The organism is Delftia sp. S65 (assembly GCF_016516495.1).
Taxonomy (GTDB): domain Bacteria; phylum Pseudomonadota; class Gammaproteobacteria; order Burkholderiales; family Burkholderiaceae_C; genus Comamonas; species Comamonas acidovorans.
This window is the reverse complement of record NZ_JACVUR010000011.1, coordinates 39,170-58,561: the sequence shown is the minus strand read 5'-3', so window position 1 is coordinate 58,561 and position 19,392 is coordinate 39,170. Positions and strand designations below refer to the sequence as shown.

Below are 19,392 nucleotides of genomic sequence, written 5' to 3'. Positions count from 1 at the left end.
GTTTCCTGGAGCGACATGGACACTGAAATGCAATCCGTTGTGGTTTCTGGAACGGGGCTGCCAGGGGCTGGGGCGCCTGCACCGCTGGCGGCGGCGGCGGTTTCGCCGGCGCGGCGGGCCTGGATGCGGTTCAGGCGCAATCGGCTGGGATATTGGAGCCTGGTCGCTTTTTGCGTGATGGTGGTGCTGAGCCTGGGCGCCGAGCTGATCAGCAACGACCGGCCCCTGGTGGTGCGCTATGAGGGCCAGACCTACTGGCCGCTGTGGAACGATTATTCCGAGAAGACTTTCGGCGGCGACTTCGAGACGGCCACCGACTACCTGGACCCCTTCATCCGCGACCGCCTGAGCCAGGGCGACAACTGGGCGCTGTATACGCTCAATCCCTATGGGCCGCAGGCGCTGAACTACTTCGCGACCTCGCCCAATCCGGCGCCGCCCTCGCGCGACAACCTGCTGGGTACCGATGACCGGGGGCGCGATCTGCTGGCCCAGCTGATCTACGGGTTTCGCGTCAGCGTGCTGTTTGCGCTGGCGCTGACGGCGTCGGGTGTGGTGCTGGGCGTGGTGACGGGGGCCGTCCAGGGTTTTTTCGGCGGCAGGACGGATCTGGCATTCCAGCGCTTCATCGAGATCTGGGGCTCCATGCCCGAGCTGTATCTGCTGATCATCTTCAGCGCGGTGCTGGCGCCCAGCGTATCGCTGCTGCTGGTGCTGCTGTCGCTGTTCGGCTGGATGGGCCTGTCGGACTACGTGCGTGCCGAGTTCCTGCGCAACCGCCAGCTGGACTATGTGAAGTCGGCGCGGGCGCTGGGCGTGGGCAATGGCGCGCTGATCTGGCGCCATCTGCTGCCCAACAGCATGACGCCCGTGGTGACCTTTTTGCCGTTTCGCATGAGTGCGGCCATCCTGGCCCTGACCTCGCTGGACTTCCTGGGGCTGGGCGTGCCGCCTGACACCCCCAGCCTGGGTGAGCTGCTGAACCAGGGCAAGAACAGCATCGATGCCTGGTGGATCTCGCTGTCCACCTTTGCCGTGCTGGTGGTGACGCTGCTGCTGCTGACCTTCATGGGCGATGCGCTGCGCGATGCGCTGGACCCGCGCAAGGCCGCTGCCAGCGATGCCGCCCCCGGTGTCGATGCAAAGGACGCCGCATGAACGCAGAGCAGCCGGCAATGGAGCTGCCTTCGCCCCCGGGCCGTGGCCGGACCTTGCTGTCCGTGCGCAACCTGCGCGTGCGCTTCGGCAGCAAGGATGTGGTGCACGGCGTGAGCTTCGACCTGGCGGCAGGCGAGAAGCTGGCGCTGGTGGGCGAGTCCGGCTCCGGCAAGACCATCACCGCGCTGTCGCTGCTGCGGCTGGCTGGAGACGCTCAGCTGGGCGGCCAGGCCCTGTTCGACGGCCGCGACCTGCTGCGCCTGCCCGAGCGCGAGATGCGCGCCGTGCGCGGCGGCGACGTGGCCATGATTTTCCAGGAGCCCATGACGGCGCTCAACCCGCTGATGACCGTGGGCGAGCAGGTGGGCGAGGTGCTTCGCCTCAAGCAGGGGCTGACGCGAGCGCAATCCCTGGTCCAGGCCACCGAATTGCTGGCGACCACCGGCATTGCCGAGCCTGTGCGCCGCGCCCGCGCCTTTCCCCACCAGCTCAGTGGCGGGCAGCGCCAGCGCGCCATGATCGCCATGGCGCTGGCCAGCAGCCCGCGCCTGCTCCTGGCCGACGAGCCGACGACGGCACTCGATGTCACGCTGCGCGGCCAGATCCTGCAGTTGCTCGATGACCTGCAGCGCCAGACCGGCATGGCCGTGCTGATGATCACGCACGACCTGCACCTGGTGCGGCGCTTTGCCGACCGCGTGGCGGTGATGGAGCGCGGGCAACTGGTGGAGCAGGGCGGGGTGTCGGCGGTCATGGCGGCTCCGCGCCATGCCTATACGCGCAAGCTGCTGGCCAGCGTGCCGCGCCGCGACCTGATCGAGGTGGAGGCAGGCGCCGAGGCCACGGCTGGCGAGCCGCTGGTGCAGGCCCAGGGCCTCAAGGTCAGCTATCCGGTGCCGCTGGCAGGCATGCGCGGATGGTTCGGCCAGGGGCGCTTCGTCGCCGTGCAGTCCGCAGACCTGGCGCTGTTGCCCGGGCGCACCGTGGGTGTGGTCGGTGAATCGGGATCGGGCAAATCCACGCTGGCCCAGGCCGTGCTGGGGCTGCTGCCCCATGAGGGCCGGCTGCGCATTGCCAGCCATGCCTGGCAGCAGCCAGCCACGCGCAACTCGCCCGCCAACCGTGCGCTGCGGCGCAAGGTGCAGGTGGTGTTCCAGGACCCGTATTCATCGCTGTCGCCCCGGCTGACGCTGGAGCAGATCGTTGGCGAAGGCCTGCGCGTGCATGCGCCGTCGCTGACGGCGCCGCAGCAACGCGACCGCATCGTGGAGATGCTGTCGGCCGTGGGCCTGACGCAGGAACAGTTTCCCGGCCTGCTGGACCGCTATCCCCACGAATTCTCGGGAGGCCAGCGCCAGCGCATCGCCATTGCACGTGCGCTGGTGCTGGAGCCCGAGGTGCTGGTGCTCGACGAGCCCACCAGCGCGCTGGATGTGACCATTCAGCAGCAGGTGCTGGGCCTGCTGCAGCGGCTGCAGCGCGAGCGGGGCCTGGCCTATCTGCTGATCACGCATGACGTGGACGTGATCCGCGCCATGGCCCATGACGTGGTGGTCATGAAGGATGGCGCCATCGTCGAATCCGGCCCCGTCGCCCAGGTGCTGGGCGCGCCGCGCCAGGCGTACACGCAGCGGCTGGTGGAGGCCGCCGGCTTCTCGGGCGACGGCATGCCCGAGGGGTTCTGAGGCAGTTGCCGGTCCGCGCTACCAGCTGCCCGTGGGATTGACTCCGTCCTGCAGGATCCACTGGACCTTGTCCACGGGCACGCCCAGCAGCCGGGCCTGTGCCAGCAGGCGTGCCGCCACGCCGTCGGCCAGTTCGGGCGTGCGCGAAAGAATCCAGAAATAGCGCAGGTCCGATCCCACCACCATGGCCCAGCGGTACTCGGCATCAAGAGCCACCACGTTGTAGCCGCCGTAGAACGGGCCGAAGAAAGAGACTTTGAGCGCCGCAACGTCCGGGCCGTGCACCGTGCGGGCCTTGCCCTCGGAGGATTTCCAGCGCCGGTGGCGGGCGTCGTAGCCCCGGTTCAGCACATGCACCGTGCCGTCGGGAAGCTGTGTGTACTCGGCCTGGGTGCGCTCCAGGCCTTTTTCGAAACTGTGGTCGATGCGGGCCACTTCATACCAGCGGCCCATGTAGCGCTGGATGTCCCAGCCGCGCACCGGCTCCACGGTAGGGGGGATGGGCGGGTTGCGCAGGCCCTTCCACAGCAACGCTGCTGCGGCGGCGCCTACGGCAAGCCCCGCGAGGCCGGCCGTGGGCAGCACCCAGGCGGGGCGGGAAGTGGATGGGGTGGTTGACTCTGTATTGGGGTGGCGGGGTGACATGGTGCGGAACTCCGTGTTCAGGCAGACTTGCATGCCAGGGTCTTGCGCGCTTGGCAGCGTGCTCCTACTTTAGGACAGAAAACCGGGCCGCAGTGTAGGTCGGCGCTGCCTGCGCCGGTGCTGTGCGGGCCGCGCAACGCTGGAACTTTCCCTATGCCAGAGCAGGCCATGTGTTTTTTTGTGCGCGGTCATGCAGGTCTATGGCCTAATTGCGCGTTCTCATTTTTTTGAAGAAGGAAATGCCATGGGCAACAAGATCGTTACCGAAGCCGACCGCAAGTTCACTCCCCAGCCCCCCCTGCCCAACGGCGTCACCCTGCCGACGCCCGGCCGTGGCCAGCGCGTGAGCCGCGCCCGTGGCGCCCACACCCATACCAAGAAGAACCCCGGCAAGCGTCACCGCTGAGCACGGCGGGCCGCATGCATGCCTGCTGCGGCCACGTTCTGAAAGCAAAAGCCCTCTTACGAGGGCTTTTGCTTTTGAGGCGGCGTTCTCAATGCTGCAGTGCCTGAAGCTTGCGGCGCAGCATCTGCACTTCCTCGATCAGGTCCGCCGTCAGCGCGGCCAGCTGAGGGTCGGCATCGAAGCTGTGCTCCAGATGGGCTATGCGGCGCGCGCGCACCAGGGTCTGGCTGCTGAAGCGCCACTGCGCCTGTGGCGCGGCCGCTTCGCCGGACGGCTCGTTTTCGCAGTACAGCACGCCGGTCTGCACACGCTCCACCACCCAGGCGGTGTTGCGCTGGCAGTGGCGGGCCAGATCCTGCAGGTCCAGAGCGCCTTCGCCCAGCAGTTCTGCGGGCTCGTAGAAGGGGTACAGCGGCGTGCTCATCGCGTGGCTCCTTGGCCCGCTGCGTGCTGGCGGGCATCGAACGAGGGAAAGGCCTGGGCCAGTGCCGCATAGGCCTGGCGCTGGGCGTCGGTCTGGGGCTCGGGCAGGGCGATGCCCAGTACCAGGTACAGGTCGCCCGGCGTGGCGGCGGGCAAGCCCTTGCCCTTGATGCGCAGCTTGCGGCCAGCGCGGCTGCCTGCGGGCACGCTGACCTCGAATTCACCGGCAATGGTGGCCACGCGGACCGGGCCGCCCAGTGCGGCTTCCCAGGGGGCCAGGGACACGGGCTGGTAGACATCCTTGCCCTCGGCCCACCAGCGCGGGTCGTGGCGCAGGTGCACTTCCAGCAGCAGATCGCCTGCCGGGCCGTTGCCCAGGCCCGGGCCCCCCTGGCCGGCCAGGCGGATCATCTGGCCTTCGCGCACGCCCTTGGGAATGCTGACCTGCAATTCCTTGTCGCGCGCCACGGGGTGTCCGTCCTCATCCAGCACCGTGGTGCGCAGGTGCAGGCTGCGCTGCGCGCCCTGGTAGCTGTCCAGCAGGTCCAGCTCGATGCTGGCGTGCTGGTCCTGCCCGCGCAGGTCAGGCGGGGAGCGATGCTGGCCGCCTCCGCCCGCATGGCGGGCACGCGCGCCCTGGCCGAACATCTGTGAGAAGAACTCGCTGAAGTCCGCGTCGCCCTCCGGCATGGCGCCGTCGCTGCTGCGAAAGTGAAAGTCCTGCCCTTCCCAGCCGGGCGGTGGCTGGAAGCCGCCGGCGCCGGGCCCGCTGCGGCGCGGCGCATCGGCCAGGGCGTCATAGGCTGCGCGCTTTTCGGGGTCCGACAGCACGGCATTGGCTTCGTTGACTTCGGCCATGCGCTCGGAGGCGTCAGCCTCCTTGCTGACATCGGGGTGGTACTTGCGCGCCAGCTTGCGGTAGGCCTTCTTGATGTCATCGGCACTGGCCTGCCTGTCCACGGCCAGGATGCGGTAGTAGTCCTTGTAATCCATGAATTTCCGTCCTCCGGCCCTTGCGGGCGATGTTCTGGACAAACCCGAAAGCAGCATAGCCCGGTCATGGCAGGGTCTCAACCGATGGGCCTTTTCCTGCTTGACTGGCATCTTGTGACGGGTTCATTACATTCGCGCGTCGGCAGGACGGAACAGGAGGCGTCGGACATGGCACATGGCAGTCGGGGGCGGGCTGGGCGGGGGCATCCAGGCTCCAGGGGATGGAGGGCCCTGCTGGGCGCATGGCTGGTGGCCGGCGCGTGTGGAGCCTGCGGGGTGATGGCGCAGACCGCGCAGACCATGCAGCCAGCACCGGGCGTGCCCATGGCAGACCTGCCGCCCGCCGTGGTCAGCGCCCCGCTGCCCGATGTGGGCTCCATGGCCTCCAGGGTGCTGGCCTGCACGGCCTGCCATGGTCCCGAGGGCCGGGCCACGCCCAGCGGCTACTTTCCGCGCATTGCGGGCAAGCCCGCAGGCTATCTGTACCGCCAGCTCAAGAACTTCCAGCAAGGGCGCCGCAGCTATCCCGCCATGAACCGGCTGATCGAATTCATGTCGGACGACTATCTGCGCCAGATCGCCACGCACTTCGCAGGCCTGGAGCTTCCCTATGCCCCGCCTGTGCCGGTACAACTGCCGCCCGCTGAACTCGCCCGTGGCGAGCAACTGGTCTTGCGGGGCGACGCGCAGCGCGGCCTGCCCGCCTGCGCTGCATGCCATGGTGAGCGGCTCATGGGTGCGGGTGACGATATTCCGGGCCTGCTGGGCCTGTCGCGCGACTATCTGAACAGCCAGATCGGTGCCTGGCGCTCCGGCCAGCGCAAGGCGGCAGCGCCCGACTGCATGGACCAGGTGGCCAAGGCGCTGACGGCGCAGGAGGTCGTGGCCGTCACGGCCTGGCTGTCATCGCGCCCTGCACTGGCGGCGCCGGGCGGACATGAAGCCCTGGCCCTGCCCATGCCGCTGCGCTGCGGCGCCGTGGCCGCCATTGCTGGCCAGGAGGGCAAGCCATGAACACCCTGACAGAAAACGCGGCAAGCGGGAACACACGCAGGCGGCGGCTGGCGAGGGTGGCAGGGCTGGCGTTGCTGATCATCGCCCTGCTGGGCGCGCTCCTGGTCTGGCTCAACCTGCGGGGCGAGCAGGGCGTGCACGCCTATGGCCATGGCGGCTGGTCAGGCGCGCGCGAAACGCCAACTGCCTTGATAGAGCGCGGTGCCTACCTGGCCCGCGTGGGCAGTTGCGCAGGCTGCCATACGGCGGCTGGCGGCGCCGAGTATGCGGGCGGGCGGGGCCTGCCCACCTCGTTCGGCACGCTGTACACCAGCAATCTCACGCCTGACAAGGAAAGTGGCCTGGGGCTGTGGACGGCCCAGGACTTCTGGCGTGCAATGCATAACGGGCGGTCACGGGAAGGGCGCCTGCTGTATCCGGCCTTTCCATATGACAGCTACACCCATGTGACGCGCGCCGACTCGGACGCATTGTTTGCCTATCTGCAAAGCCTGCCTGCCGTGCGCGCGCAGGTGCCCCGGCATGCGCTGGACTTTCCCTATGGCTGGCAGGGCTCGCTGGCTGTGTGGCGCGCGCTGTTCTTCACCCCGCAGGATTGGCAGGACCGGCCGCAGAAGGCGGCTGCCTGGAATCGCGGTGCCTATCTTGCCCAGGGCCTGGGGCACTGCGCGGCCTGCCATGCACCGCGCAACGGCATGGGCGCCTCGGCCCAGGCCATGTCCGGTGGCTTTGTGGCAGGGCAGGCCTGGTATGCGCCGTCGCTGCTGGACCCAGGCGAAGCCGGCGTGCGCGCAGGCCAGGAGTCCGCCTGGGTGCAGTTGCTGCAGACGGGTTCGGGTCCTTCGGGATCGGCGCTGGGCCCCATGGCCGAAGTCGTGGCGCGCAGCACCCAGCACTGGCAGCCGCAGGATCTGCAGGCCCTCGCTTCCTACCTGCAGGAGCAGGGCGCGGCAGCAGGCCCGCCCAGGAGCAGGCCTGCTGCCGCGCCCGTGCCATCCGGGCAAATGGCCTTGGGGCGGGCCATCTACGAGCGGCAATGCGCGGTTTGCCACGGTGCCGAGGGCCAGGGAACGCCGGGCGCGTTTCCCGCGCTTGCGGACAATGCCTCCGTGACCCTGGCCGAGCCGCGCAACCTGTTGCTGGTGTTGCTGGAGGGGGGCTACCCACCCTCCACCCGGCAGCAGCCGCAGCCGCACGGCATGCCGCCTTTCGGTCATGTGCTGTCCGACGCACAGGTGGCCGCCGTGGCCAGCTATGTGCGCAACGCCTGGGGCAACAAGGCGGCGGAAATCGGTAACATGGAGGTTTATCGCGCCCGGGAAGGGCGTGGTTTCTGAGAGGCTTTCATGGATTCAATGGCCGGCAAGCTGCCGGACGACAGCGACGCCACCCGCCCCTGGTGGGTGGTTTGCCTGTGCGCGCAATGGTGCGGCGTTTGCAACCAATACCGAAGCACGTTTGCGGAACTGGCAAGCCAGTTTCCGCAGATGCGCTTTGTCTGGCTTGATGTCGAGGACCGCGAGGACGTGGCCGGAGACCTGGACATCGAAACCTTCCCCTCGCTGCTGGTGGCCGATGGCGAGCGCGCACGTTTTCTGGGGCCGGTGCTGCCCCAGGCGGGGGTTGTGGCGCGCATGCTGCAGTCACTGGCCCAGGACCCGGGCGCGGCCCCTGCCGACCCCGCCGAGGCGCAGGCCCTCTTGCGGCGGCTCCAGGCGGCGCAGGCGCTGGAGCGCGTTGGCGTCTGAGCCTCGGGCAAGGGCGGGTGGGCCGGCATGAGGCGCCCCGTCCTGTCCCCGCTTTTGTGCGGGGCGGGCTTGGCCTGAAGGTCGTTTGCGGATACAATGGCATATTCACGACCAAACGGGCGGGTACCAACCGCCCTTTTTTTTGGGCGATCTTCGGGCGACCTTCGGGATTGCCATGGGGCTCGGCGCTGTTGGGACATGGCTGCTGCCAATGTTTCAGGGGCGTTCCGGGTCTTTTGTGTTTGCAGGACTGAATTTAAATACACGTGGCACTACAGCAAATCGTTGAACAAACCGTGACAGGTCTGGGCTATGACCTGGTGGAAATAGAACGCTCGGCGGGCGGGCTGTTGCGCGTCACAATTGATTTGCCTTGGCAGCCCCCGGTGGAGGGCGGGCCGGTGGTGCCGGAGCAGTTCGTGACAGTCGAGGACTGCGAGAAGATCACGCGCCAGCTGCAGTTCGCGCTTGAGGTTGATGGCGCAGATTACACGCGCCTTGAGGTCTCCTCCCCTGGTATCGACCGCCCCCTGCGGCACGAGCAGGACTTCACCCGCTTTGTCGGTGAAGTCATCGACCTGACCCTCAAGGAGCCCATCGGCGCCGCCGCTGAAGGGCAGGTCAGCGCCAATCGCAAGAAATTCCGCGGCACGCTGGAGCGTGCCGAAGATGGTGGCTGGCAGATCGTCTGGAGCGACGAGCCACCCGTCAAGCCTGGCCAGAAGGTCAGCAAAAAGCGTGTTCCCGCGCCCCTGCAGGCGCTGGGCTTCACTCTGGAGGAGCTGCGCGAGGCGCGTCTGGCTCCCATCGTGGATTTCAAGGGGCGTTCTGCCAAGCCGGTCTGATCGGAGCAGGCAGGGTACGTCGAATCATTGGGGCAGGAAGGGCACTGCCATCCCCTTCCTGTGTGATTGAAATAGGAGAGTCGTCGCATGAATCGCGAATTGTTGATGTTGGTAGAAGCCATTTCGCGCGAAAAGAACGTGGAGCGCGATCTGGTGTTCGGTGCAGTGGAATCGGCCCTGGCCCAGGCCACCAAGAAGCTGTACCAAGGTGAGGTGGACATCCGCGTGGCCATCGATCGCGATAGCGGTAACTACGACACCTTCCGCCGCTGGCTGGTGGTGCCCGATGATGCGGGCCTGCAAAACCCCGATGCCGAAGAAATGCTGATGGACGCACAGGACCGCGTCCCCGGTATCTCCGAAGGCGAGTACATCGAGGAAGAGATCGAGTCGGTTCCCATCGGCCGCATCGGCGCCATGGCGGCCAAGCAGGTCATCCTGCAGAAGATCCGTGACGCCGAGCGCGAAATGCTGCTCAACGAGTTCCTGTCGCGCGGCGACCGGATCTTCACGGGCACCGTCAAGCGCATGGACAAGGGCGACATCATCGTCGAGGCCGGCCGTGTCGAAGGACGCCTGCGCCGCAACGAGATGATCCCCAAGGAAAACCTGCGCAACGGCGATCGCGTGCGGGCCATGATCATGGAAGTGGACGCCACGCTGCGCGGCGCGCCCATCATCCTGTCGCGCTCGGCGCCCGAGTTCATGGTCGAGCTGTTCCGCAACGAAGTGCCCGAGATCGAGCAGGGCCTGCTGGAGATCAAGAGCTGCGCTCGCGATTCCGGCAGCCGCGCCAAGATCGCCGTGCTCAGCCATGACAAGCGTGTCGATCCCATCGGCACCTGCGTCGGCGTGCGAGGCACCCGTGTCAACGCCGTCACCAATGAACTGGCTGGCGAGCGCGTGGACATCGTGCTGTGGTCCGAAGACCCTGCACAGTTCGTGATCGGCGCGCTGGCTCCGGCCAATGTGTCGTCCATCGTTGTGGACGAGGAAAAGCATGCCATGGACGTGGTGGTTGACGAGGAAAACCTCGCCATCGCCATCGGCCGTGGCGGTCAGAATGTTCGCCTGGCTTCCGAGCTCACCGGCTGGAAGATCAACATCATGGACGCGGCTGAGTCTGCGCAAAAGCAGGCGGACGAGTCCGCTGTTGCGCGCCAGCTGTTCATGGAAAAGCTCGATGTGGACGAGGAAATCGCCAACATCCTCATCGAGGAAGGTTTCGAGACCCTGGAAGAAGTGGCCTATGTGCCGCTGCAGGAAATGCTCGAAATCGAGGCGTTCGACGAAGAGACGGTGAACGAGTTGCGCACCCGGGCGAAAGATGCACTGCTGACGCAGGAAATCGCGCACGAGGAAAACGTGGGCAAAGTGTCGCAGGATCTGCTGACGCTCGAGGGAATGACTCCGGAGATCGTGGACAAGCTGGCCGAGGCCGATGTGCACACCCGAGACGATCTGGCCGATCTGGCCATCGACGAGTTGACCGAGCTGACCGGGCAGACCGAGGAAGAAGCGAAGGCTTTGATCATGAAGGCGCGTGAACACTGGTTCACCGAAGGGCAAGAGTAAGGTCAGGGAGGTTCAGAGCATATATGTCCAGTAATACGGTTGCCGAGTTTGCAAGAGAGCTCAACAAGACCCCTGACACGTTGCTGCAGCAGCTCAAGGCTGCAGGCGTCGCCAAGGACAACGCATCGGATGCGTTGACCGACGGCGACAAGCAGCAACTGCTCAGCCATCTGCAGGCCAGCCACGGAAGTGGCGCCAAGAAGATCACGCTGACCAAACGGTCCACAAGCGAGATCAAGCAGGCCGATTCGTCGGGCCGCGCCCGCACCATCCAGGTGGAAGTGCGCAAGAAGCGTACCTTCGTCAAGCGTGACGAGGTCGCCGAGGGCGCCTCCGATCCCGCTGTCGTTGCCGCTGCCCAGGAGCAGCGCGCGGCATCGGAGCGCGAGTCCCAGGATCTGGTGCGCCGCGAAGGGGAAGCACGTCGCCAGGCCGAAATGATCGGCCGCGAGGAGGAAGAATTGGCACAGCAACGCCGTGAGCGCGAAGAGCGCGAACTAGTTCAACAACGCGAACGAGAAGCCGAAGAGCGCGCAAGCGCCTATGCGGCTGCAGAAGCCGCAAAGATCCTCGAGGCCAACCGCGCGAAGCAGGAAGCTTCGCGTGAGCAGGCTGCAGGCCAGGCTGCGCGCGCCGAAGCCCAGGTTGCGGCTCGCGTCAAGGCCGAGGAAGAGTCCAAGGCCCGCGCGGCCGAGGAAGCAGAACGCGCCAAGGATCTGGAAGACCGCCGCCGCAAGGCGCTGGCCGAGGCCGAAGCCATTCGCGCCATGATGGCTGCGCCCAAGAAGGTGCTCGTGGCCAAGAAGCCTGAAGAGCCCAAGCCCGTGGCCAAGCCTGCAGCGCCCGCTGCCGGCGATGCCAAGAAGACCACGCTGCACAAGCCCGCTGGCACGACCACCGGTGGAGCCGGTGCGCGTGCGGGTGCGCCTGCCGGTGCCGGCAAGGAAGTCAAGTCCGCCAAGCTCTCGTCGAGCTGGGCTGGCGATGGCAAGAAGAAGGAAATCAAGACCCGGGGCGACAGCTCCGGTGGCGTGGGTGGCCGTTCCAACTGGCGCGGCGGCCCGCGTGGCGGCCGTCGTGGCAATGACCGTCATGACGGTCAGCACCAGAGCGCGGCAGCGGAATTCCGCGCCATCGAAGTGCACGTGCCCGAGACCATCACCGTGGCCGAGCTGGCGCACAAGATGTCGGTCAAGGCGTCCGAGCTGATCAAGGTGCTGATGAAGATGGGCCAGATGGTCACCATCAACCAGCCTCTGGACCAGGACACGGCCATGATCGTGGTCGAGGAAATGGGCCACACGGCCAAGGTCGCCGCGCTGGACGATCCCGAAGCCTTCACGGCCGAGGAAGTGTCCCAGCAGGAAGCTGCCCAGGAGTCGCGTGCTCCCGTGGTCACCGTCATGGGCCACGTGGACCACGGCAAGACCTCGCTGCTGGACTACATCCGCCGCACCAAGGTGGCGTCGGGCGAAGCCGGTGGCATTACCCAGCACATCGGTGCCTACCATGTGACGACGCCCCGCGGCATCGTCACCTTCCTGGATACCCCGGGCCACGAGGCCTTCACGGCCATGCGTGCCCGTGGTGCCCAGGCCACCGACATCGTCATCCTGGTGTGCGCGGCCGACGACGGCGTGATGCCCCAGACCAAGGAAGCCATCAAGCACGCGAAGGCGGCTGGTGTGCCCATCGTGGTTGCCATCACCAAGGCCGACAAGCCCGATGCCAACCTCGACCGCGTCAAGCAAGGCCTGGTGGCCGAGCAGGTGGTGCCTGAAGAGTACGGCGGCGAGTCCCCGTTCATCGCCGTGTCCTCCAAGACCGGCCAGGGCATCGACGAGCTGCTGGAGCAGGTTCTGCTGCAGGCCGAAGTGCTGGAGCTGACCGCTCCCGTGGAAGCCGCTGCCAAGGGCCTGGTCATCGAAGCCCAGCTGGACAAGGGCCGCGGCCCTGTGGCCACGGTGCTGGTGCAGTCCGGTACGCTGAAGGTGGGCGACGTGGTGCTGGCAGGCCAGACCTACGGCCGCGTGCGCGCCATGCTGGACGAAGACGGCAAGCAGACCAAGTCTGCCGGCCCCTCCATCCCGGTGGAAATCCAGGGTCTGTCCGACGTGCCCCAGGCCGGCGACGACTTCATGGTGCTGCAGGACGAGCGTCGTGCCCGCGAAATCGCGACCTACCGTGCCGGCAAGTTCCGCCACACCAAGCTGGCCCGCCAGCAGGCTGCCAAGCTCGAGAACATGTTTGCCGAAATGGGTGCAGGCGAGGTCCAGACCCTGCCTATCATCATCAAGGCCGACATGCAGGGCTCGCAGGAAGCGCTGGGCACATCGCTGCTCAAGCTCTCGACCGACGAGATCCGCGTTCAGCTGGTCTACTCGGGCGTGGGCGGCATCAGCGAGTCCGACGTGAACCTGGCGCTGGCCTCCAAGGCCATCATCATCGGCTTCAACGTCCGGGCCGATGCCCAGGCGCGCAAGACGGCCGAGAGCAACGATGTGGACCTGCGCTACTACAACATCATCTACGACGCAGTCGAAGAGGTGAAGGCGGCCATGTCCGGCATGCTGGCTCCCGAGCGCAAGGAAGAGATCATCGGCATGGCCGAGATCCGCACCGTGTTCGTGGCTTCGAAGATCGGCACCGTGGCCGGCTCGTACATCACGCAAGGCCAGGTCACGCGCAATGCGCATTTCCGCCTGCTGCGCGAGAACGTGGTCATCTACACGGGCGAGATCGAATCGCTCAAGCGCCTGAAGGACGACGTCAAGGAAGTCAAGGAAGGCTTCGAGTGCGGTATCAAGCTCAAGAACTACAACGACATTCGCGAAGGCGACGTGCTCGAAGTGTTCGAGATCAAGGAAATCGCGCGCTCGCTGTAATTCGCCATGGCAACACGCAAGTCCGCTGCGCCGAATCGCAGCTTCAAAGTCTCTGACCAGATCCAGCGTGATCTGGCAGAGCTGATCGCGCGCGAGTTGAAGGACCCGCGCGTGGGCATGGTCACGCTGCAAAGCGTGGAGGTGACTCCGGACTATGCCCACGCCAAGGTCTACTTCAGCCTGCTCGTGGGCGATCCACAGGCGACGCAGGAAGCGTTGAACCAGGCCGCAGGCTTCCTGCGCAACGGCCTGTTCAAGCGCCTGCACATCCACACAGTGCCCACGCTGCACTTCATCTACGACCGCACCTCCGAGCGTGCGGCCGACATGAACGCCTTGATCGCCAAGGCCGTTTCTTCGCGCGGAAAGGAAGAGTAGCCCCATGAACGCGCCACGCACAAGGGTGCAGCGGCGCCCTGTGCATGGGGTGTTGCTACTCGACAAACCGCTGGAGCTGTCCAGCAACGACGCCTTGCAAAAGGTCAAGTGGTTGCTGCGCGCCGAAAAGGCCGGACACACCGGCACGCTGGACCCGTTGGCCACCGGCGTGCTGCCGCTGTGCTTCGGTGCGGCGACCAAGTTCAGCCAGTTGCAGCTTGAAGCTGCCAAGACCTACGAGGCGATTGCGCGCCTGGGCCAGACCACGACCACGGCCGATGCCGAGGGCGAGGTGCTGCGCGAGCGCGCCGTTGACCTCGCCGCCCTCACGGCCGAGCGATTGGCCGCCGTGCAGGCGCAGTTCACGGGTGCGATCCGCCAGGTGCCACCCATGTACAGCGCCCTCAAGAAGGACGGCAAGGCTCTCTATGAATATGCGCGTGCCGGCATCGAAGTCGAGCGCCCGGCGCGCGAAGTGACAATCCACGCACTGGAGCTTTCGCTGACGCAAGACAGCGAAGGCCTGCCTGCGATCCGGATGCTGGTGACCTGCAGCAAGGGCACCTACATCCGCACGCTGGCCGAGGACGTGGGCGAGGCCCTGGGCTGCGGCGCGCACCTGCGCGCGCTGCGCCGTATCGACACCGGGGGGCTGGGTGTCGAGCGCTGTATCTCGCTGGAGGCGCTGGCCGCCATGGGCGAGGGCGAGCGTCTGCAGCAGTTGCAGCCTGTCGACGCCCTGCTGGCCAGCCACACGGCTGTCACGCTGGGCGAGCAAGATGCGGCCCGTTTTCTCACGGGCCTGCCCCGCAGGGGCGCTTGGGCCGATGCCGAGGCGGTGGCTGTGTATGGCGAGAACCCACAGGCTCTGCTGGGAGTGGGGCGCGTGGTGCGTGGGGAACTCATCCCCGGGCGCCTGCTCAGTTCACTGGAAATTCAACAGATTTTGGAAGACACGCCGCGCCCATGACGCAGCGGCAATGGGAAAACACTATGAGCAAACAAATCCGCAATATCGCGATCATCGCCCACGTGGACCACGGCAAAACCACCATGGTGGACCAGCTGCTGCGCCAATCCGGAACCTTCGCCGAACACGAGAAAGTCGTGGACACGGTGATGGACAACAACGCCATCGAACGCGAGCGTGGCATCACCATCCTGGCCAAGAACTGCGCCGTGAGCTGGAACGAGACGCACATCAACATCCTCGACACACCCGGCCACGCGGACTTCGGCGGTGAAGTGGAGCGTGCCCTGTCCATGGTGGACGGCGTGGTGCTGCTGATCGACGCGCAGGAAGGCCCCATGCCCCAGACGCGCTTCGTGACCAAGAAGGCACTGGCCCTGGGCCTGAAGCCCATCCTCGTGGTCAACAAGGTGGACAAGCCCGGTGCGCGTCCCGACTACGTGGTCAACGCCGCCTTCGACCTGTTCGACAAGCTGGGTGCCACCGACGAGCAGCTGGACTTCCCCGTGGTGTACGCCTCGGGCATCAACGGCTGGACCTCGCTGGAAGAAGGCGCTCCCGGCGAACAGTGGGGCCCCGACATGTCGGCCCTGTTCGACACCATCCTGAAGCACGTTCCCGCCGTCAAGGGCGATCCTGCCGCTCCGCTGCAAATGCAGATCTCGGCGCTGGACTACTCCACCTTCGTGGGCCGTATCGGCGTGGGCCGCATCACCTCCGGCACGCTCAAGCCTTCGACCGACGTGCTGGTCATGGAAGGTCCTGACGGCAAGAGCTACAAGGGCCGCATCAACCAGGTTCTGAAGTTCCAGGGCATTGACCGCGTGCAGGTGACCGAAGCCGGTCCCAGCGACATCGTGCTGGTCAACGGCATTGCCGACCTGGGCATGGGCGTCACGCTGACCGACCCGCTGAACCCCCAGCCGCTGCCGATGCTCAAGATCGACGAGCCCACGCTGACCATGAACTTCTGCGTCAATACCTCGCCTCTGGCAGGTCGTGAAGGCAAGTTCGTGACCAGCCGCCAGATCTGGGACCGCCTGCAAAAGGAACTGCGTTCCAACGTGGCCCTGCGCGTCAAGGAAACCGACGAAGACGGCATCTTCGAAGTGTCGGGCCGCGGCGAACTGCACCTGACCATCCTGCTGGAAGAAATGCGCCGTGAAGGCTACGAGCTGGCCGTGTCCAAGCCCCGCGTGGTCTACCGCGACGTGGACGGCGTGCGCCACGAGCCTATCGAGCTGGTGACGGCCGACATCGAAGAAGGCCACCAGGGTGGCGTGATGCAGGCCCTGGGCGAGCGCAAGGGCGAGCTGGTCAACATGGAACCCGATGGCCGCGGCCGCGTGCGCCTGGAGTACCGCATTCCTGCGCGTGGCCTGATCGGCTTCACCAACGAATTCCTGAACCTGACCCGTGGTTCCGGCCTGATCTCCAACATCTTCGACAGCTACGAGCCGCACAAGGGCGAAATCGGCGGCCGCAAGAACGGTGTGCTGATCTCCATGGACGAAGGCGAAATCTTCACCTACGCCCTGGGCAAGCTGGACGACCGTGGCCGCATGTTCGTCAAGGCCAACGATCCCGTGTACGAAGGCATGATCATCGGCATCCACAGCCGTGACAACGACCTGGTGGTCAATGCCACGCGTACCAAGCAGCTGACCAACTTCCGCGTGTCCGGCAAGGAAGATGCCATCAAGATCACGCCCCCGATCGACCTGTCGCTGGAATACGCGGTGGAATTCATCGAGGACGACGAGCTGGTGGAAATCACCCCCAAGAGCATCCGCGTTCGCAAGCGCCACCTGTCCGAGAACGAGCGCAAGCGCGCTTCGCGCGGCGCATAAGCGCTGTTGCGACCAGGGCGCACGCAAGCCACCTGGCTTCACCGCCCTGACTGTCAAAGGCCGCATCTGCGGCCTTTGTCTTTTTGGCGCGCCGCTCTCAGGTGTGCCGGCGCAACGGCAAAGGAACTGCTGCTGCTGTTGCTTGCTACTGCAGCTGCAGCAGCAACTCGCGCAGGCGCTGCCCGGCCGCTGCGCTTTGCTGCGGATTGAGCGCCAGGGCCAGGCCGATGGAGGGCAGGTTCTCGGTATCTGCCAGCGCGCGAAACACCACCCCCGGCGTGCTGCCCTTGGCCACCACGGCTGGCACCAGCGCCACGCCCAGTCCCGCACCCACCAGGCTGACCAGGGTCTGCGCCTGCACGGCATGCTGCTTGACCTGCGGCATGAAGCCCGCGTTCTGGCAGGCCAGCACCACCAGCGCGTGCAGGCCGGGCACCTCGCTGGGGCGGTAGTTGATGAAGGGCTGGTCCGCCAGGTCCCGCAGCCGCAAGGCGGGCCGCTGCAGCAGCGGGTTGCCTTCGGGCAGCACGGCCACCAGCTCGTCCTTTTCCACGGGCGTGATGGACAGCTCGGTGGCCTGCGTCACCGGGTAGCGCAGCAGGCCGGCATCGAAATCGCCGCTGGCCACCTGCGCGCAGATCTCGCGCGTGGTCGATTCGGTCAGCACCAGGTCGATCAGCGGATATTCGCTGCGAAAGGCCTGCACCAGCCGCGGAATCAACGAGAACGTGGCCGAGCCTATGAAGCCTATGTGCAGGCGCCCGCGCTCGCCGCCGGCCGTGGCGCGCGAGACCTCCTGCATCTGGCGCGCATGGTGCAGGGCCAGCTCGGCACTTTCCAGGGCCGCCTGGCCTGCCTCGGTCAGCGCCGTGCCCCGGCGGTCGCGCTGGAACAACTGCACGCCCAGGCTGTCTTCCAGCCGGCGTATGGATTGGGACAGCGGCGGCTGCGACATGTGCAGCTGCTCGGCCGCCTGCCGGTAGTTGAGCGTGCGGGCCAGGGTGACGAAGTGACGCAGTTGGCGCAGGTCCATTGATATCTACCGTGTATCAGAGATGCTGAATTAAGTCTTAGACGCAGCTTTGAAGATATCAAATACTGGCTCCCTGAAGCAACATGGAGACCACAGTGCAGGCTGCGTTGACAGGGATTCGGGTGCTGGATCTGTCCAGCGTGGTGTTCGGGCCGCTGGCCAGCCAGGTGCTGGCCGACTATGGCGCCGAAGTCATCAAGATCGAGCCGCCGGCCGGCGACTCCACGCGCCATACCGGCCCGGCCGTGGAGCCCGGCATGGCAGCCATGTTCATGGGCACCAACCGCAGCAAGAAGAGCGTGGTGCTGGACCTCAAGCGGGAAGAGTCGCGCCAGGCCCTGCATGCGCTGCTGGCCACGGCCGATGTGTTCATGCACAGCATGCGCCCGCAAAAGCTGGCCCCGCTGGGCCTGGACCCCGCAACGCTGCGCGAGCGCTATCCGCGCCTGGTCTATGCAGGCCTGCATGGCTTTGGCGAGGACGGCCCCTATGCAGGCATGCCCGCCTATGACGACGTCATCCAGGGCATGAGCGGCCTGGCCGACCTGATGGAGCGCCAGACGGGCGAGGCGCGCTACCTGCCCACCATTGCGGCCGACAAGACCTGCGCCCTGGTGGCCGCGCATGCCGTGCTGGCGGCGCTGTTCCAGCGCGAGCGCAGCGGCCATGGCTGCTTTGTGGAAGTGCCCATGTACGAGACCATGGTGGGCTTCAATCTGGTCGAGCATTTCTACGGCATGCACTTCAGCCCCGCGCTCAGCGGCGCAGGCTACCCGCGCGTGATGGCGCCCTGGCGCAAGCCCTACCGAACGCTGGACGGCCACGTCTGCATGATGCCGTACACCGATGCGCACTGGCAGCGCTTCTTCGCCGCCGTGGGCCAGCCGCAGCTGGCCCTGGATGCGCGCTTTGCCAGCCAGGCCAGCCGCACGGCCCACATTGCCGAGCTGCTGGAGACCGCTGGCGAGCATGTGGCGCTGCACGGCACCCAGCACTGGCTCGATACCTGCCAGCGCCTGGAGATTCCCGCCGCCCCCGTGGCGCGCATGGACGATCTGCCCGCCGATCCACACCTGCAGGCCACGGAGTTCTTCGTGCCGCTGCAGGACCCCGCCATGGGCACCGTGCACCTGCCTCGCTCCTCCGTGCGCATGGATGGCCGGCAGGCCCCCATAGGCATGCCACCGCGCCTGGGCGAGCACACGGCGGCGCTGCTGGCCCAGGCGGGCTGGAGCGCCGAGCGCATCGCCGGCCTGCAGATCACGCAACAGGAGACATGAGATGACAGTGAACACCCCGCAGTCCCACCCTGGCGCCGCCTGGAACGCCGTGCCCCGCATGGGCCAGGGCTTTTTCTGGCAGGACCTGCAGATCGGCCAGCAGTTGCGCACCTTCCGCCGCACCGTGACCGAATCGGACCTCGTCGCCTTCATCAATGCCACGGGCATGCTGGAGGCCATCTTCATCGAGGAGGGCTACGACGGCGGCGCCATTGCCGGCCGCCCCGTGCCGGGCGCCATGACCTATGCGCTGATCGAAGGCTTCATCCTGCAAAGCATGATCCAGGGCACGGGCCTGGCCATGCTGGAGCTGCACCAGAAGATCCTTGGCCCCGTGCTGGTGGGCGACACCATCGAGGCGCTGGTCGAAGTCACCGCCATCAAGCCCACCTCCAAGGGCAACCGCGCCGTCGTCACCTCGCGCATCGAGGTCTTCAACCAGGGCCACCAGAAGGTCATGGAATACACGGCCGTGCGCCTGCTGGCCGGGCGCAGCTAGGCGGC

Annotated in this window: 18 protein-coding genes; 14 read left to right on the top strand and 4 right to left on the bottom strand. The window is 66.4% G+C overall.

Annotated features, from left to right (window positions below; genetic code table 11):
* Positions 1-15 precede the first annotated feature (15 nt).
* A complete protein-coding gene (locus IAE24_RS12085) occupies positions 16-1,158 on the top strand; it encodes an ABC transporter permease (protein WP_081816243.1) in 1,143 nt (380 codons plus the stop codon).
* Positions 1,155-2,843 carry an ABC transporter ATP-binding protein gene (locus tag IAE24_RS12080; protein WP_199962444.1) on the top strand — a complete coding sequence of 563 codons (1,689 nt, stop codon included), beginning with the start codon at positions 1,155-1,157 and terminating at the stop codon, positions 2,841-2,843. The genes IAE24_RS12085 and IAE24_RS12080 overlap by 4 nt, the downstream gene beginning before the upstream one ends.
* 18 nt (positions 2,844-2,861) lie before the next feature.
* Here IAE24_RS12080 and IAE24_RS12075 read toward each other — a convergent pair whose 3' ends face one another.
* Complete coding sequence (locus tag IAE24_RS12075) at positions 2,862-3,488, bottom strand: lipocalin family protein (RefSeq protein WP_034398350.1); 627 nt, start codon at positions 3,486-3,488, stop codon at positions 2,862-2,864.
* Positions 3,489-3,732: 244 nt separating this feature from the next.
* Between IAE24_RS12075 and IAE24_RS12070 the strand changes: the two genes are divergently transcribed.
* Positions 3,733-3,894 (top strand): hypothetical protein, encoded by a 162-nt coding sequence (locus IAE24_RS12070; RefSeq protein WP_012204826.1) that lies wholly within the window; start codon positions 3,733-3,735, stop codon positions 3,892-3,894.
* Positions 3,895-3,982: 88 nt separating this feature from the next.
* On the opposite strand, the gene IAE24_RS12065 is transcribed toward IAE24_RS12070, so the two are convergent.
* Positions 3,983-4,318, bottom strand: a complete 336-nt coding sequence (locus IAE24_RS12065) for a chaperone modulator CbpM (RefSeq protein WP_043823548.1) — start codon at positions 4,316-4,318, stop codon at positions 3,983-3,985.
* Positions 4,315-5,310 (bottom strand): DnaJ C-terminal domain-containing protein, encoded by a 996-nt coding sequence (locus IAE24_RS12060; RefSeq protein ID WP_063326527.1) that lies wholly within the window; start codon positions 5,308-5,310, stop codon positions 4,315-4,317. Before IAE24_RS12060 ends, IAE24_RS12065 begins: the two co-directional genes overlap by 4 nt.
* A 168-nt stretch (positions 5,311-5,478) precedes the next feature.
* Between IAE24_RS12060 and IAE24_RS12055 the strand changes: the two genes are divergently transcribed.
* The 9 genes from IAE24_RS12055 (at position 5,479) to typA (ending at position 16,575) form a co-directional block, all read left to right on the top strand.
* Positions 5,479-6,324 carry a c-type cytochrome gene (locus IAE24_RS12055; protein ID WP_200016370.1) on the top strand — a complete coding sequence of 282 codons (846 nt, stop codon included), beginning with the start codon at positions 5,479-5,481 and terminating at the stop codon, positions 6,322-6,324.
* Positions 6,321-7,661, top strand: a complete 1,341-nt coding sequence (locus IAE24_RS12050) for a c-type cytochrome (protein ID WP_199960965.1) — start codon at positions 6,321-6,323, stop codon at positions 7,659-7,661. Before IAE24_RS12055 ends, IAE24_RS12050 begins: the two co-directional genes overlap by 4 nt.
* A gap of 9 nt (positions 7,662-7,670) precedes the next feature.
* Complete coding sequence (locus IAE24_RS12045) at positions 7,671-8,072, top strand: thioredoxin family protein (RefSeq protein WP_199960964.1); 402 nt, start codon at positions 7,671-7,673, stop codon at positions 8,070-8,072.
* Positions 8,073-8,338: 266 nt separating this feature from the next.
* Entirely contained in the window at positions 8,339-8,917 is a 579-nt protein-coding gene (gene rimP, locus IAE24_RS12040; RefSeq protein ID WP_012204832.1) for a ribosome maturation factor RimP, read from the top strand.
* A gap of 87 nt (positions 8,918-9,004) precedes the next feature.
* The gene (gene nusA, locus IAE24_RS12035) at positions 9,005-10,492 is read left to right on the top strand and encodes a transcription termination factor NusA (RefSeq protein ID WP_012204833.1); all 1,488 of its coding nucleotides are present in this window, start codon (positions 9,005-9,007) and stop codon (positions 10,490-10,492) included.
* A 23-nt stretch (positions 10,493-10,515) separates the two neighbouring features.
* Positions 10,516-13,377 (top strand): translation initiation factor IF-2, encoded by a 2,862-nt coding sequence (infB, locus tag IAE24_RS12030; protein WP_034392162.1) that lies wholly within the window; start codon positions 10,516-10,518, stop codon positions 13,375-13,377.
* Between the two features lie 6 nt (positions 13,378-13,383).
* Positions 13,384-13,755, top strand: a complete 372-nt coding sequence (gene rbfA / locus IAE24_RS12025) for a 30S ribosome-binding factor RbfA (RefSeq protein ID WP_012204835.1) — start codon at positions 13,384-13,386, stop codon at positions 13,753-13,755.
* Between the two features lie 4 nt (positions 13,756-13,759).
* The gene (gene truB / locus IAE24_RS12020) at positions 13,760-14,725 is read left to right on the top strand and encodes a tRNA pseudouridine(55) synthase TruB (protein WP_199960963.1); all 966 of its coding nucleotides are present in this window, start codon (positions 13,760-13,762) and stop codon (positions 14,723-14,725) included.
* A gap of 23 nt (positions 14,726-14,748) precedes the next feature.
* Positions 14,749-16,575, top strand: coding sequence for a translational GTPase TypA (gene typA, locus IAE24_RS12015; protein ID WP_034398352.1), 1,827 nt, complete (start codon positions 14,749-14,751; stop codon positions 16,573-16,575).
* 145 nt (positions 16,576-16,720) lie between these two features.
* Here the strand turns inward: typA and IAE24_RS12010 are convergent, their stop codons facing one another.
* Complete coding sequence (locus IAE24_RS12010; protein ID WP_197943060.1) at positions 16,721-17,608, bottom strand: LysR family transcriptional regulator; 888 nt, start codon at positions 17,606-17,608, stop codon at positions 16,721-16,723.
* 83 nt (positions 17,609-17,691) lie between these two features.
* Between IAE24_RS12010 and IAE24_RS12005 the strand changes: the two genes are divergently transcribed.
* Together IAE24_RS12005 and IAE24_RS12000 are read left to right on the top strand one after the other, a co-directional pair.
* Positions 17,692-18,888 (top strand): CaiB/BaiF CoA transferase family protein, encoded by a 1,197-nt coding sequence (locus IAE24_RS12005; protein WP_199960962.1) that lies wholly within the window; start codon positions 17,692-17,694, stop codon positions 18,886-18,888.
* Position 18,889: 1 nt separating this feature from the next.
* Entirely contained in the window at positions 18,890-19,387 is a 498-nt protein-coding gene (locus IAE24_RS12000; RefSeq protein WP_199960961.1) for a MaoC family dehydratase, read from the top strand.
* Positions 19,388-19,392: the final 5 nt, after the last annotated feature.